Source organism: Pseudarthrobacter sp. GA104 (assembly GCF_009741265.1).
Lineage (GTDB): Bacteria > Actinomycetota > Actinomycetes > Actinomycetales > Micrococcaceae > Arthrobacter.
In genome coordinates, this window is sequence record NZ_WOWL01000001.1 from 904,422 (window position 1) to 919,538 (window position 15,117).

Annotated in this window: 15 protein-coding genes; all 15 read right to left on the reverse strand. The window is 65.7% G+C overall.

The genetic code is table 11. The features are described from left to right. Positions 1–9: 9 nt before the first annotated feature. Positions 10–669: a septum formation initiator family protein gene (locus GK109_RS04000; RefSeq protein WP_157238745.1), complete on the reverse strand. Its 660-nt coding sequence runs from the start codon at positions 667–669 to the stop codon at positions 10–12. Between the two features lie 124 nt (positions 670–793). Then, complete coding sequence (gene eno / locus GK109_RS04005; RefSeq protein WP_157238746.1) at positions 794–2,074, reverse strand: phosphopyruvate hydratase; 1,281 nt, start codon at positions 2,072–2,074, stop codon at positions 794–796. A 133-nt stretch (positions 2,075–2,207) separates the two neighbouring features. Continuing rightward, positions 2,208–2,807, reverse strand: a complete 600-nt coding sequence (locus GK109_RS04010; RefSeq protein WP_157242625.1) for a MazG nucleotide pyrophosphohydrolase domain-containing protein — start codon at positions 2,805–2,807, stop codon at positions 2,208–2,210. A 58-nt stretch (positions 2,808–2,865) separates the two neighbouring features. Then, positions 2,866–3,996, reverse strand: coding sequence for an adenosine deaminase (locus tag GK109_RS04015; RefSeq protein WP_370460389.1), 1,131 nt, complete (start codon positions 3,994–3,996; stop codon positions 2,866–2,868). A gap of 39 nt (positions 3,997–4,035) precedes the next feature. Beyond that, complete coding sequence (locus tag GK109_RS04020; protein ID WP_323056237.1) at positions 4,036–4,764, reverse strand: DedA family protein; 729 nt, start codon at positions 4,762–4,764, stop codon at positions 4,036–4,038. Between the two features lie 127 nt (positions 4,765–4,891). Then, positions 4,892–5,521, reverse strand: coding sequence for a DedA family protein (locus GK109_RS04025; protein ID WP_157238748.1), 630 nt, complete (start codon positions 5,519–5,521; stop codon positions 4,892–4,894). A 6-nt stretch (positions 5,522–5,527) separates the two neighbouring features. Beyond that, positions 5,528–6,871, reverse strand: coding sequence for a thymidine phosphorylase (locus GK109_RS04030; RefSeq protein ID WP_157238749.1), 1,344 nt, complete (start codon positions 6,869–6,871; stop codon positions 5,528–5,530). Then, positions 6,871–7,287: a cytidine deaminase gene (locus tag GK109_RS04035; protein WP_323056238.1), complete on the reverse strand. Its 417-nt coding sequence runs from the start codon at positions 7,285–7,287 to the stop codon at positions 6,871–6,873. Before GK109_RS04035 ends, GK109_RS04030 begins: the two co-directional genes overlap by 1 nt. 4 nt (positions 7,288–7,291) lie before the next feature. Then, complete coding sequence (locus GK109_RS04040; protein WP_157238751.1) at positions 7,292–8,614, reverse strand: ABC transporter permease; 1,323 nt, start codon at positions 8,612–8,614, stop codon at positions 7,292–7,294. Further along, entirely contained in the window at positions 8,611–9,984 is a 1,374-nt protein-coding gene (locus GK109_RS04045; protein ID WP_157238752.1) for an ABC transporter permease, read from the reverse strand. The genes GK109_RS04040 and GK109_RS04045 overlap by 4 nt, the downstream gene beginning before the upstream one ends. Continuing rightward, entirely contained in the window at positions 9,977–11,563 is a 1,587-nt protein-coding gene (locus tag GK109_RS04050; protein ID WP_157238753.1) for an ABC transporter ATP-binding protein, read from the reverse strand. Before GK109_RS04050 ends, GK109_RS04045 begins: the two co-directional genes overlap by 8 nt. A 177-nt stretch (positions 11,564–11,740) precedes the next feature. Next, positions 11,741–12,811, reverse strand: a complete 1,071-nt coding sequence (locus GK109_RS04055) for a BMP family protein (protein ID WP_157242626.1) — start codon at positions 12,809–12,811, stop codon at positions 11,741–11,743. Positions 12,812–13,117: 306 nt separating this feature from the next. Further along, complete coding sequence (locus GK109_RS04060) at positions 13,118–14,137, reverse strand: NADP-dependent oxidoreductase (RefSeq protein ID WP_157238754.1); 1,020 nt, start codon at positions 14,135–14,137, stop codon at positions 13,118–13,120. Continuing rightward, complete coding sequence (locus GK109_RS04065) at positions 14,134–14,562, reverse strand: organic hydroperoxide resistance protein (RefSeq protein ID WP_323056241.1); 429 nt, start codon at positions 14,560–14,562, stop codon at positions 14,134–14,136. The genes GK109_RS04060 and GK109_RS04065 overlap by 4 nt, the downstream gene beginning before the upstream one ends. Before the next feature lie 49 nt (positions 14,563–14,611). Then, positions 14,612–15,046: a MarR family winged helix-turn-helix transcriptional regulator gene (locus tag GK109_RS04070; RefSeq protein WP_157238755.1), complete on the reverse strand. Its 435-nt coding sequence runs from the start codon at positions 15,044–15,046 to the stop codon at positions 14,612–14,614. Positions 15,047–15,117: the final 71 nt, after the last annotated feature.

Consider the following 15,117-nt stretch of genomic DNA (forward strand, 5'->3'; position numbering starts at 1 on the left):
TGTTGCGGTTCAGTCTGTAGCCGCGCGCGTGATGGACTCCCACAGGGAATCCACCCACGGCAGATCGGCGGGGTCTTGTGTTGCTGCACCGGCCTGGCTGCTGGTTTCTCCGGCCGGCAGATCGCTGCCGAAGACCCAGTAGCCGGTTTCTCCCGGCATAACCATGTTAATGCGGTCGCGGGCCTGCTGCTTCACGTAGTTGGGGTCCTGCCAGCGGGACACCTGCTGCCGCAGGGTGTCGCCTTCCGCCTGGCGGGCGGCAATATCGGCATTCAGCGCGTCAATCTCGGCCTTCTTGTCGAAGAAGATCTTCACTGTGGGCGCAAGCATGATGGTGATGGCAATCATCACCACGGCCAGCGCCAGCATCCGCCCGGAGAACGCCTTGGCCGGTACCGGCTGCTGGTCTTCGTCGTCTGCGGGAGCCGCCGGGCCTGCCTTGCCGTCGGTGGCGCTGCTGCCCTTGCGGCGGGCCTGTTCAGGCCCCTTGCGGGAGGCCTGGTCCCGGCGCCCGGCTGCGGTGCCGGCCGGTTGTGCGCCGGCCGCGTCTCCTGCCGTCGTGTCCTTGCCCGGGCCGAAGTCCGCGAGGATGACGTCCGCGCCCTCGGGGGCTTCCTTTGCGGCGCGGGATGGGGCGACCTTGGGAACTTTGGGACGGCGGGTAGCCATGACACTCCTGAAACGCGCAGCCTGCCTGGGCCGCCACTATCTGGGCTGAAACAAATGCTGCCGAAACAGCAACGGTGGCTATGGTCTTTCAACCATAGCCACCGTTGTTTGCTTTACGCGGCTACTAGCCCTTGAAACGCGGGAACGCGCTGCGGCCTGCGTAGCGGGCGGCGTCGTCGAGTTCCTCTTCGATGCGCAGCAGCTGGTTGTACTTGGCCACGCGCTCGGAGCGGGCGGGGGCGCCGGTCTTGATCTGGCCGGCGTTGGTGGCCACCGAGATGTCGGCGATGGTGGTGTCCTCGGTTTCGCCGGAGCGGTGCGAGGTAATGGTGGTGTAGCCGGCACGCTGGGCCAGGCTGACGGCGTCGAGCGTCTCGGTCAGGGAACCGATCTGGTTGACCTTCACCAGGAGAGAGTTGGCGGTCTTGGTGTCGATGCCGCGCTGCAGGATGGAGGGGTTGGTGACGAAGAGGTCGTCGCCCACCAGCTGCACCTTGTCGCCGATGGAGTCGGTGAGGGTCTTCCAGCCGTCCCAGTCGTTCTCGTCCAGCGGGTCCTCGATGGAGACCAGCGGGTAGTCCGCCACGAGTTCGGCGTAGTAGGCGCTCATCTCGGCGGAGGTCAGGGACTTGCCTTCGAACTGGTAGGCGCCGTCGGTGAAGAACTCCGAGGAGGCCACGTCCAGGGCCAGCGCGATGTCCTTGCCCGGGGTGTAGCCGGCGTTCTTGATGGCTTCCTGGATCAGGTCCAGTGCTGCACGGTTGGACGGCAGGTTCGGCGCGAAGCCGCCTTCGTCGCCCAGGCCGGTAGCGAGGCCCTTTTCCTTCAGGACGGACTTGAGCGCGTGGTAGACCTCAACGCCCCAGCGGAGGCCCTCGGAGAAGGTTTCGGCACCCAGCGGCACAACCATGAATTCCTGGATATCGACGTCGGAATCCGCGTGGGAGCCGCCGTTGAGGATGTTCATGAGCGGCACGGGCAGGACGTGCGCGTTCGGTCCGCCGAGGTACTTGTAGAGGGGCAGGTCCGCGGAGGCGGCGGCTGCGTTGGCAACGGCCAGGGAAACGCCCAGGATGGCGTTGGCGCCCAGCTTGCCCTTGTTCGGGGTACCGTCCAGGTCCAGCATGGCCTGGTCGATGCTGCGCTGGTCGGTGGCGTCGAAGCCGGTCAGGGCCGGAGCGATCTGGTCGATGATCGCGTCCACGGCCTTCTGGACGCCCTTGCCGAGGTAACGGCCCTTGTCGCCGTCGCGCAGTTCAACAGCCTCGTGCTCACCGGTGGAAGCACCGGAGGGAACTGCGGCGCGGCCGATCTGGCCGTCGGAGAGCAGTACCTCAACTTCTACGGTCGGGTTGCCACGGGAATCGAGGATCTCGCGGGCGTGGATGGCATCGATAAGCGCCATGAATTTTGCTCCTTATGGGCGATTAACGGGGGGATCTTGCAGAAAGACTCGACGTACTCGTCACAGACCAGCGTAGTCGAGAGTGGTCCGGGTTACGGAAAACTATCCACCCCCGGACGTCATGATGGTGCGGCTAACTTTGTTGGTGCTGCTGCGGGACGTGCTGCTGGTAGTTCCGCACGGCGCCGCGGAGGGCGCGCTCAGCGTCGAATCCGTTGGCGTGTGCGGCGCGTACGACGGCGAGCAGCAGCTCGCCGAGTTCTTCTTCCGTTTCCGGGATGGGAGCCTGTGCAGGCAGTTCGACGCCTGCCCTTGCCGCGCGGTCGATGGACTTCTGCGCCCTCGCGAGCGCCGGCAGGGCCAGCGGGATCCCTTCGAACGGATCCTGCCGCTCCGGCCGCTCCGCCCGCTTCACCGCATCCCACTTCTGCACGATCTCCTCGACCGTTGCGGGAAAGCTGTCCTGCAGTGAGCCGTCCGGGCGGAACACGTGCGGGTTGCGGCGGACCATCTTGGCACCCAGGCCGCGCGCGACGTCGTCGAACGTGAAGGCGCCGCGTTCCTCAGCGAGGCGGGCATGCAGGACCACCTGAAGCAGGACGTCGCCCAGCTCGCCCTGGAGCTCGACGTCGAAATCCTTCTCCGCCGGCACGCTGGCCTCGATGGTCTCGGCCACCTCGAACGCCTCTTCCAGCAGGTATTCCACCAGGGAGGCGTGCGTCAGGGCGCCCATCCACGGGCAGTGTTCCCGCAGTTGCGCTATGACCGCCACCAGTCCTTCGGCGGGAGTTTCAGCCAAGGTTCGCGTAGGTGTCGTTGATGTACTCCACCAGGGCTTCCTTCTCCTCGAGCGGCAGGAAGGCAGCCTCGGCCGCGTTGAGCGTCAGCTCCAGCAGGTCATCGAGGTCGTAGTCGAAGGTTTCCACCAGCAGTTCGAACTCGTCGGTCAGGGTGACACCGCTCATCAGCCGGTTGTCGGTGTTGATGGTGACGTTGAAGCCGAGCTGGTAGAGCATGTCCAGGGGATGGCTTTCGATGCCCTCGCCGAACCCGGCGATCGCACCGGTCTGGAGGTTGGAGGAGGGGCAGATTTCCAGGGCGATGCCGCGGTCGCGGATCCAGCTGGAGAGGTCGCCCAGGGTGACCAGGCCAATCGTGTCCTCTGCATCGTCGTCGAACTCCACCATGATGTCCTCGGCAATCCGGACGCCGTGTCCCAGCCGCAGGGCGCGGCCGTCCACCAGGGCGGACTGGATGCTGTCCAGCCCGGCGGCCTCGCCGGCGTGCACGGTGGCCGGGAAGTTCTGCTGGGCCAGGTAGGTGAAGGCGTCCCGGAAACGGGAAGGCAGGAAGCCGTCCTCGGCTCCGGCGATGTCGAAGCCGACTACGCCCTTGTTGCGGTGGCGGACGGCGAGTTCAGCGATCTCCTGCCCGCGGTCCGCGTGGCGCATGGCGGTGATGAGCTGGCCCACCTGGATCTCGCGTCCGCTCTCCCCTACGGCTTCGACGCCGGCTTCGAGTCCTTCCTGCACGGCCTCCACCGCCTGGTCCAGCGTGAGGCCCTTCTGGAGGTGCTGCTCGGGCGCCCACCGGACTTCGCCGTACACCACGCCGTCGTCAGCGAGGTCCTCAACGAACTCCTTGGCCACCCGGAACAGGCCTTCGTGGGTCTGCATGACGGCAACGGTGTGGTCAAACGTTTCCAGGTAGCGGACCAGCGAGCCGGAGTTGGCGGACTCCCGGAACCATTCGCCCAGCGCCACGGGATCGGTGGAAGGCAGCGTGTGGCCAACGGCCTCGGCCAGTTCGATGATGGTGGCCGGACGCAGTCCTCCGTCCAGGTGGTCGTGGAGGGAGACCTTCGGCAGGTTCTTCAGGTCGAAATCGATGGCAGGGGCAGCGTCAACAATGGGCTCAGTCACCTTCCCACCTTAGGGTGGGCGGGAGTTCAAAGCCAGCCGCTAATTAGCGGCTGGCTTGCCGTCCCGGGCCGCAGGAGCGAGGATGGCCGAGCTGCCGTTACCGGGGCCCCGGGCGCCGGAGGGACCGCCGTCAAGCCACTCATCAACCTCTTCGGCGTCGTTGCGGGCAAGGTGCTTGTGCCACCAGCGCAGGACGTGGTCGATGAGGATGCCGAGCACGATGGCGAAGACCACGGCTATGCCCGCGCTGAGCAGCGGATTGTGGTGGAGCCAGGGGAACGAACTGGCCAGCAGGCCGATGCCAATCGAATAGCCCACCCACGTGATGCAGGCGAAGGCATCCAGCAGGAAGAAGCGCCGGTGGGCGAAGCCCGTGCTGCCGGCCACGTAGTTGACGGCCACCCGGCCCCACGGAATGTAGCGGGCAGTAAAGATCAGCACGGCGCCGCGCTTTTCGAGCTCGTAGCGGGCCCAGCCGAAGGCTTTCTGGACCTTGGGGCGGCGCATCCACTTCCACCGGTCCAGGCCAATCCGCCGTCCGAGCATAAACGCCATATTGTCCCCGGCAATGGCCCCAACCAGGGCTGTCAGGCCGAGGATCCAAAGATTGGGCTCCCCGCTGTGCCGGGAAAAGGCCGCCAGTGCCACGATCAGGGTCTCGCTGGGGACCACCATCGCGAAGCCGTCAACGAAGAAGAACACGAGCAGTATCGGGTAAATCCACCACTGACCAGCTGCATGGAGCACGGCCTCATTAATAAACTCCACGCGGGTCTTGCTCCTATGCAAAATGGCATAGCCGTAAGTGGCGCAGCCAAAGCGGAAATCGTTCCTAAGTGTCCCATGGCCAAGGCGCGATTCGCTACGCCCTGGCCTTCCTGGAACAACGCTTCAACTACGCTTCCGGTTCCTTCATCCGTTCCACCATCGGAGGTCGGCGACGGAGGCGGTTGATGCCCAGGTCCACGAGGATCCCCAGCGCCACGGCGCAGATGATGGCGATGGCGGCGCCCAAAAGGTGGTTGTCCTCGAACCACTGCCCGAAAAACAGCCCGATCCCCACGGAGTAGCCGGCCCAGAGGGTCGCGGACAGAACGGTGAGGCCGATGAAACGCACGTGGGGATAATGCGTGAAGCCCGCTGTCAGGTTCACTGCCACCCTCCCGATCGGAACGAACCTCGCCACGAGGATGAGCGAGGCCGGACGCTTCCGCAGTTCCCTGCCCGCCCACCGGAAGGCGCTCTGCATCCGGGGGTTACGCATCCACCCCCATCTCCTGGTGCCCACCTTGCGGCCGATCAGATAGGCAATGTTGTCCCCCGAGAATGCCCCCAGTGCAGCCACCAGCATCAGGACCCAGGGGTTGGGGACGTCCGCGGTGGCGGCAACGGCGGCGAGGCCCACCACCACCGACTCGCTGGGGATGGGCGGAAAGAAGCCGTCAATGACGCAGCAGGCCAGCACCAGGACCAGCACCCAAGGCTGCCCGGCTGCGGCGAGGATGAAGTCATTGATGGCCTGCATGGATCCCTATGCTATTCGGTCGATGATCAGCCGCTGCGCCGGCCGCGATCCCTCGGGCGCAATGACCACTGCGTGCTCCAGCGCTTCCTTCGCCCGCGCGAACCGTTCCGGGGTGTCCGTGAGCAGCGTCATCAGGGGCTCGCCGGCCCGGACCACGGCGCCGGGCTTGGCGTGCATCCGGACCCCGGCACCGGCCTGCACGGCGTCCTCCTTGCGGGCACGGCCGGCGCCCAGGCGCCAGGCTGCAACACCGACGGCCAGGGCATCAAGTTCCACGAGCACGCCGTCCGCCGGGGCGTAGACCACCTCGGACTCCCGGGCCGCCGGAAGCTTGGCCCGCGGATCGCCGCCCTGGGCTTCGATCATGCGGTTCCAGACATCCATGGCGCGGCCGTCCTTGAGGGCGGCGGCCGGATCTGCGTCGTTCACTCCCGCCGAGGCCAGCATTTCCTCGGCGAGCCTGACGGTCAGCTCCACCACGTCCTCCGGGCCGCCGCCGGCAAGCACCTCCAAGGATTCTTCGACCTCGATGGCGTTGCCCGCGGTCAGTCCCAGCGGGGTATCCATGTTGGTGAGCAGTGCCACGGTGTTCACTCCTGCGTCCTTGCCCAGCGCCACCATGGTCTCGGCAAGCTCCCGGGCCCTGGCCTCATCCTTCATGAAGGCGCCGCTGCCCACCTTCACGTCCAGGACCAGGGAGCCGGTCCCTTCCGCGATTTTCTTGCTCATGATGGAGGAGGCAATCAAGGGAATGGCTTCAACCGTGCCCGTGACGTCCCGCAGTGCGTACAGCTTCCGGTCCGCCGGGGCCAGGCCGGCGCCGGCGGCGCAGATCACCGCGCCCACGTCCTGGAGCTGGGCCAGGATTTCCTCATTGCTGAGGGAGGCACGCCAGCCAGGGATGGATTCAAGCTTGTCCAGGGTGCCGCCGGTGTGGCCAAGGCCCCGGCCGGAGAGCTGCGGTACGGCGACCCCGAAAACCGCAACCAACGGCGCGAGCGGCAGGGTGATCTTGTCCCCCACGCCCCCCGTGGAATGCTTGTCAGACGTGTACTTCAGGCCGCCGTCAGGCCGGCGAAGGCTGGAGAAGTCCATGCGTTCGCCGGACGCGATCATCGCAGCGGTCCACCGGGCGATCTCGGTGCGGTCCATGCCGTTGAGCAGGATGGCCATGTTCAGGGCTGCCATCTGTTCGTCCGCGATGGCGCCGCGGGTGTAGGCATCGATGGTCCAGTCGATCTGTTCCGGGCTGAGGGTGCCCTTGTCCCGCTTTACGCGGATGATGTCGACGGCGTCGAAGGGTTCGGCAATGTTGTCCACTGCGCGGGTCTCTGTCACCTTGTCAGTCATTATGTTTCCTTCAGGTGTTCGGGACCGAAGGCGTCAGGCAACACCTGGTCCATGGACTTGATGCCTTGGGTCGTCATGAGCTCCATGTCCGGGGCGCGGAACTCGTACAGCAGCTGGCGGCAGCGTCCACAGGGCATGAGGATGTTGCCGCTGCCGTCCACGCAGTAGAAGGCGCGGAGCAGCCCGCCGCCGGTCATGTGCAGGTTGCCCACCAGCGCGCACTCGGCGCAGAGGGTAAGGCCGTAGCTGGCGTTCTCTACATTGCAGCCGCTGACAATACGGCCGTCGTGGGTCAGTGCCGCCGCTCCCACCGGGAACTTCGAGTAGGGAACGTAGGCGTGGCGCATGGCGGCGACGGCGGATGCCTCCAGCGCGGCCCAGTCAACCGGCCGCGCGGCGCCCGCAGTGCTGTCCACGACGTCAGCCCTTGACATAGGGGATGCCGCTGGCCGCCGGTCCCCGGGATTTGCCCACCAGCCCGGCCACTGCGAGGACCGTCACCAGGTACGGGAGCATGGCCATGAACTGGCTTGGAACGGGTGTGCCGATGATCGTGACGATGCTCTGGAGGTTGTCCGCGAAACCGAACAGGAGCGCTGCGAAGAAGGCTCCGATCGGGTTCCACCGGCCAAAGATCAGGGCCGCCAGGGCGATGAAGCCGCGGCCGCCGGAGATCTCCTTGGTGAAGCTGTCGATGGCCACCAGGGTGAAGAAGGAGCCGCCGATGCCGGCCACGGCGCCGCCAAGGGTGACGTTCCAGAACCGGGTGGCATTCACGTTGATGCCCAGGGTGTCCGCGGCCTGCGGGTGTTCGCCCACGGCGCGCACCCGGAGGCCCCAACGTGTCTTGAACAGGCCCACCCAGACCACCAGGACGGCGATGTACATGAGGTAGCCCACCAGGGACTGCCGGAAGAGGATGGGGCCGATCACGGGGATGCTGGACAGGACGGGGATTTCGATGATGTCCAGCCCCGGGGGCGAGTTGAACTGCGCCTTGTTGGCCTGCATCACCGTGCTGAACAGAAACCCGGTCACACCCGAAACCAGCACATTCAGGACCACGCCGACGATGATCTGGTTCACCAGGTACTTGATGCTGAAGAGTGCCAGCACCATGGACACCACTGCACCGGCCACGGCAGCAGCCAGCAGCCCGATGAAGGGGTTCTGCGTCATGCTGGCCACAATGGCGGCGGTGAACGCACCGCCCAGCAGTTGGCCCTCAATGGCGATGTTTACCACGCCCACCCGTTCGCAGAGGACGCCGGACAGTGATCCGAACACCAGCGGAACGGCGAGGGTCACCGAGCCGGCGATGAGGCCGGCCAGCGAAATGTTCGGGGTGCGGGCGCCGCCCACCACCCAGATGAGGAAGGCGGCCGTAAACAGGACGATGAAGGTCACCGTCAGCCAGCCCGGGGCCGGCATGTCCTTGGTCTTGAGGTACACCGCATAGGCGGCGAGCCCCAGCAGGAGGACGGACAGCACGATGCCGCCGGCAGCCGCGTTGACCGCCAGGGCCGGCAGCTGGAAGAAGTCTTCCCCTGTGGAGATGCCGAAGCTGGCCGTCTGGTTGGGGGCCATCAGGCCGAAGAACACCAGGGCGATCAGGCCGAAGGCCGTGAGCATCGCCGGCGTCCGCCAGCTGACGGGTTTGCTGGAGAGGGCGGAACCTGCCTTCGCTGAGGCGTCCTCCGGCTGCGGTTTTCCGGAGCGGGGCGAGGAAACTGTTGTGCTCATGCTGCACCTCCGGTGGTTGCTGCCTTACGGGACTTGCCGGCTTTGGCCGGCTTCCTGCGCCGCGGGTTGAGGCCGAATACGGCCCTGACGAGGGGTGGTGCTGCAATGAAGAGCACGATCAGGGACTGGACCACCAGGACGATGTCGATGGGCGTGCCGGTCTGGATCTGCATCTGGACCGCCCCGGCCCGGAAGGCGCCGAACAGCAGGCCGGCTGCGAAGGTGCCCCACGGCGTCGAACGCCCCAGCAGGGCCACTGTGATGGCGTCGAAGCCATAGGTGGCGGCAACGCCGTCGGTAAGGACCTTCTCCGTGCCCGCCACCTGGGCGACGCCGGACATGCCCGCCAGCCCTCCGGCGAGTGCCATCACCAGGATGGTGGAGCGGGATACGTTGATGCCCGCTGTCTGCGCCGCCTTGGGGTTTGCGCCGACTGCGCGGAATTCGAAGCCCACGGTGGAGCGGTTGAGGAGCCACCAGACCAGGACAGTGGTGGCTATGGCCAGGAGGAAGCCGAGGTGGAGCCGGTACTGGGTGCCGAAGATCTGCGGGTAGACAGCGGTAGGGTCCAGGATGGGCGAGATGGGGTTCGACTCCCCCGGCCGCTGGAACGCCGGAGTGTTCAGCAGGTACCGCAGGAAGTAGAGCGCGATGTAGTTGAACATGATGGTCAGGATGACTTCGTGGGCCCCCGTGCGGGCCTTGAGGAGGCCGACGAGCCCGCCCCAGAAGGCGCCGCCGATGATGCCTGCCGCCAGGACCAGGAGCAGGTGCAGGCCCACGGGAAGGTCGAGCGCGAAACCCACCCAGGCGGCCAGGATGCCGGCCACGATGATCTGGCCCTGGGCGCCGATGTTGAACAGCCCCGCGCGGAAGGCCAGCGCTACGCCCAGGCCGGCCGTGATGAGCGGGGTGGCGATGGTGAGGGTCTCCATGAACGGCGCGAACTGGGCCGCAACGCTGTTGCCGCGGGGGTTGAAGACCGAACCCTGGAACAGGGCGATGTAGGAACGCGTGGCCGCGTTCCAGACGGCGGACAGGAAGTCAGTGGGCCGTGCGAAGAAGTACGTGGAGGTGGTGGCCACCTGCTTGTCGGTGCTGGCGATCAGCAGCCCGCCGATGATGAGGGCCAGCAGGACCGCCAGGACGGAGACCATGCCGCTGCCGGTGAAGATTTTGCGCAGCAGGGTGTCGGGACCGCCGGGGATCTTTCCGCTTTGGGCGGTGGCCGGAACGGCGGATGGTTCCATGACCCCGCCGGCAGTATCAACGGCCACGACGGCGGCCGTCCGCTCGTCCGGGACGGCGGACTCCTGCGCCTCGGGGCCAGGCTCGCCGGCCGCGTGCTTGGGGGGATGCGTGTCAGACATGGTCGCCTCCTTCGGCGTCGGATACGGAAGCCGTGGTGGCGGCGGGACCCTGTTCACTGCCTGTCGTGGACGTGTGTTCCTCCGGCGGGATGCCCGCCATCATGAGGCCCAGGACGTCGCGGCTGGTTCCGGCCGGAACCACGCCCACCAGTTTGCCCTTGTAGAGCACGGCGATCCTGTCGGCCAGTTCCATCACTTCGTCAAGTTCGGTGGAGACGATCATGACGGGCGTGCCCTGGTCGCGTTCAGCCACGATCCGCTTGTGCAGGAATTCGATGGACCCCACGTCCACGCCGCGGGTGGGCTGGGAGGCGATGAACAGGCGCAGCGGACGGGACAGCTCGCGGGCCATCACCACCTTCTGCTGGTTGCCGCCGGAAAGCGTTCCGGCGGCAAGGGCTCCTGAAGGGGTCCGGACGTCAAACTCTTCGATCCGGGAAGTTGCGTTTTCCAGCACCTTGGCAGGGCTCATGCTGATGCCCTTTGCGAAGGGGGCCTGATCGTACCGGTCCAGGATCAGGTTCTCGGCAATCGAAAAAGTGCCGATAAGGCCGTCAACGGAACGGTCCTCGGGCACGAAGCCCACTCCTGCGTTCAGGACCTCTTTGACGCTGCGGCCCACGAGCTCCTGCCCGTCCAGCAGGATGGAGCCGTGGACCCGCTCCTGCAGGCCGAGGATCGCCTCCGTCAGCTCGGTTTGGCCGTTCCCCTGGACGCCGGCAATTGCAAGGATCTCTCCCCTGGCTATCTCAAAACTCAGGCCGTCCACGACGTGCTGGCCGTTGGGAGCGATGACGGTAAGGTCCCGGACCTCGAACGTCTTTTCCTTCGGCCGGGCCGGTGCTTTATCCAGTTTGAGGTTGACGGCACGGCCCACCATCATGGAGGCCAGTTCGGTAGTGGACGCAGCGGGGTCAGCCGTCCCCACCACCTTGCCGCGGCGGATCACCGTAATGGTGTCCGAGACTGCTTTCACTTCCCGCAGCTTGTGGGATATGAAGACGATGGACGTTCCGCCGGACTTGAGCTGGCGCATGATGTCCAGCAGTTCGTCCGTTTCCTGCGGTGTCAGGACGGCGGTGGGTTCGTCCAGGATGAGGACCCTGGCATTGCGGACCAGCGCCTTGATGATTTCCACCCGCTGCTGGACGCCCACCGGCAGGTCCTCCACCAGCGCGTCCGGGTCCACGTCGAAGCCGTACTGGTCCGAGATCTCCTTGATCCGGCGGCGCGTTTCGTCAAGGTTGAGGAAGCCCGCGGCCTTGGTGGGCTCGGCGCCCAACGCCACGTTCTCGGCGACCGTGAAGACGGGAACCAGCATGAAGTGCTGGTGCACCATCCCGATGCCCGCCGCCATGGCGTCTCCCGGTCCGCGGAAGGAAACTGGCGTGCCGTCAACCAGGATCTCGCCCTCAGACGGTTCGTAGAGCCCGTACAGCACATTCATGAGGGTGGATTTTCCGGCCCCGTTCTCACCCAGCAGGCAGTGGATCTGTCCGGATTCCACCACCACGTTGATGTGGTCGTTCGCCACCAGGGTGCCAAAGCGTTTTGTGATCCCTCGGAGTTCAAGTTTCAAAACTCTGACCAATCTCGAAGCGTCCAGTGATCGACCGGACGGGATATGTGGCTGCAGCACCAAGCCTAGTGGGTGCAGTCATGGGAAAGGCAGGCTGCGGCCAGGTGGGGGCAGCCAGCAAAAAAGCGCCACCGCCCGGCCAGTCGGTTACCGGCCGGGGGTGGCGCTCAGGCGGGGTCAGGCCTTGGGGCTTGCCGCGGACTCGACCTTCAGTTTCCCGTCGATGATGTCCTTCTTGATCTGGTCCAGCTCGGACTTCAGTTCGGCCGGGACCTGGGAGTCGAGGTCGTGGAACGGGGCCAGCTGGACGCCCTCGTTGGCCAGGGTGCCAACGTACGGCGTGTTGCTGAACTTGCCTTCCTTGTCCTCCTTGACGACTGCCTCCACGGCGTCGCCCATCTGCTTCATGACCGAGGACAGCATGATGTCCTTGTAGTCAGGTGCCGTCAGGAACCCGTCGGAGTCCACCCAGATCAGCTTGACGTCCTTGCCTGCTGCCTTGGCCTCCTTGAGCGCAGAGCCTGCACCCTTGCCTACCGGACCGGCCACGGGCATCACGATGTCCGCGCCCTGGTCCAGGAAGTTCTGGGTGAGCTGCTTGCCGACGTCCTGCTTCTCGAAGTCACCGGTGAAGCTGCCGTCCTGGGCTTCCTTGTTCCAGCCAAGGAGCTTGACGTCCTTGCCCTTCTTTTCGTTGTAGTACTTCACGCCGTCCGCATAGCCGTCCATGAAGATGGTGACGGTGGGAAGCTTGATGCCGCCGAAGGTGGCAACCGTTCCGGTCTTGGTGGTCCCTGCAGCGAGGTAGCCGGCAAGGAAGGCTGCCTGGGCGGTGTCGTAGATGATCGGCTTGACGTTGCTGATGGGCGTCGCGTAGCCGAAGTCGATGATGGCGAAGTGGCTGTCCGGGTTGGCCGTTGCCTGCGCCTTGGTGGCGTCGCCGAGCAGGAAGCCCACGGTGACGGTGAGGTCGCAGCCGGCCGTAACCATCGCCCTGAGGTTGGGTTCGAAGTCGTTGTTGGTCTTTGACTCCACCTGGTTGACCTTGATGCCCAGGTCCTTCTCGGCCTTCTTGAGACCCTCGTAGGAGGACTGGTTGAAGGACTGGTCATCGAACCCGCCGGAGTCGGAAACGATGCAGCCGGTGTAGTCGCTGACTCCTGCAGTTGAGGTGCTTCCGGCTTCCGGGGCTGCGCCACAGGCGGTCAACACGAGCGCCGAAGCACCGAGGGTAGCCACGCCGGCCATTGAACCGCGCTTGAAACTTGCACGCAGTGATTTCTTCAATTTTCCTCCAGGATGAAGAGAGTGGCGCTACGGCTCGAATTCAATGAGTGTCCGTTTCTACACTGAAATTCTGTTGTCACTGAGGGCACGCAGCACTGCGCCGGAGCGCACTGATGGCACCCACTTTAGTGGCCTGCGCCACGTCCCGTAGCACAGCCGCAGGGTATCCCGAAGATTGTTTACAAGTTGTTACCAACCAGTAGGGGCACCGCCTGTTAGCGGCACCCCTATCGGTTGGCCATGGCGGCCGCAGGTCGCGGCGCCTGGCTAAAGGCGCACCAGCATCTTTCCGGTGTTGGCCCCGTCCAGGAGGTCCATGAACGCCTGCGGGGCGTTTTCCAGCCCGTCCACGATCGTCTCGTCATAGCGGACCGTGCCGTCAGCCAGCCAGCCCGCCATCTTTTCGGCGAATTCCGCGGCGTGTTGCCGCTGGCCGCCCACCAGGAACCCCTTTAGCGTGAGCTGCTTGCCGATGGCCAGCATCAGGTTGCGGGGCGCAGGCGTCGGTTCGGTGGAGTTGTATTGGGCTATGGCCCCGCACATCGCCACCCGCCCGCCCACGTTGAGGACGGCCAGTGCGGCCTCGAGGTGCTCTCCGCCCACATTGTCGAAGTAGACATCAATGCCGCCGGGGCCGGCGGCCTGTTCCAGCTGGCCGCGCACAGGCCCGTCGTGGTAGTCGAAGGCGGCGTCGAAGCCCAGCTCCAGGAGCCGTGCCACCTTGGCCGGGGAACCTGCCGAGCCGATGACGCGGGAAGCGCCCATCGCCTTCGCGATCTGGCCTACGAGCGAACCGACGGCCCCTGCGGCGCCGGAGACGAAGACGGCATCTCCCGGAGCGAACCGGGCAACCTTGAGCAGCCCGGCATAGGCGGTAAGGCCGGTCATGCCCAGGGCGCCGAGGAACGCGGACGCCGGGGCAAGTGTGGTGCGGGCAGGCGTGGCGGCCGCGGCGTCCACCACCGCATAGTCCCGCCAGCCGAGTGAATGCACGACGACGTCCCCCTCCTTTCGCTCATCGGAACGGGACGCGATCACCTCACCCACCGCGCCGCCGTCGAGCGCCTTGCCCAGGGCGAACGGCGCTGAATAGGACTTCACGTCATTCATGCGGCCGCGCATGTAGGGGTCCACGGAGATGAACAGGTTGCGCACCAGGACCTGTCCGTCACCAAGTTCAGGCAGCGGGGACTCGGCCAGCCGGAAGTTATCCGGGGTTGGCCGCCCTACCGGGCGGGAGGCGAGTTGGATTTCGCGGGTGCTGGCGGGCAAGGTTCCGGCGCTCATGCGGCGAACTCCAGAATCCTGATGTCCACACTGATGTTGCCGCGGGTGGCGTTGGAGTAGGGGCAGATCTCGTGAGCCTTGGCCACCAGCGCCTCGGCGGCTGCCAGGTCCAGGGCAGGGAGCGCCACCTCCAGTTCAGCGGCGAGTCCGAACCCGGCGCCGTCCAGCTGGCCCAGGTGCACCTTGGCCGCGACGGCGGAATCCGTCAGGTCGGCCTGCTCCTTGCGGCCCACCAATCGGAGTGCTGAGTGGAAGCACGCGGCGTAGCCCGCCGCGAAGAGCTGCTCGGGATTGGTGCCCTGGCCCGTTCCGCCCAGCTCCACGGGGCTGGACAGGGTAACGTCCAGCCTCCCGTCGTTCGTCCGCGCATTGCCGTCGCGGCCTTCGCCCGAAGCGAGTGCCTCGGCAGTGTATAGAGGTTTCACGGGTGGTATCCGTCCTGTAGGGGTTGAATAAGTTCTTTTGACTGAACTGTCAGTTCGCCTTGTGGAGGGCGTCCGTCAGCCGGTCCAGCGTGTTGCGCAGCTGATCCAGTTCCTCGGCAGTAAGTCCCGCGGCCTGGGCGAGGCGCTGCGGGATGGCGCCCGCTTTGCCGCTAAGCTTCCGCCCGGCGGAGGTGAGATGGATGGCGACACGGCGCTCATCCTCGCCAGACCGGCGCCGCTCACACAGGCCAAGGGCTTCCAGCCGCTTCAGCAACGGCGACAAGGTGCCGGAGTCCAGTCCGAGCTCCTCGCCGATCTCCTTCACGCCGCGCGGTTCGTTTTCCCACAGCACCAGCATCACCAGGTACTGCGGATAGGTCAGGCCCAGGTCCTCGAGGACCGGGCGGTATACCGCGGTGGCAGCCCGGGAGGCGGAATAGAGCGCAAAGCAGACCTGGTGGTTTAGCCGGGGTGCGTCAGTCATGACAGAAACGATAGTACACAAGTAAGTTGTGCACAACTTACTTGTGCCGGCACGGAAGTGGTCTTGGGGGT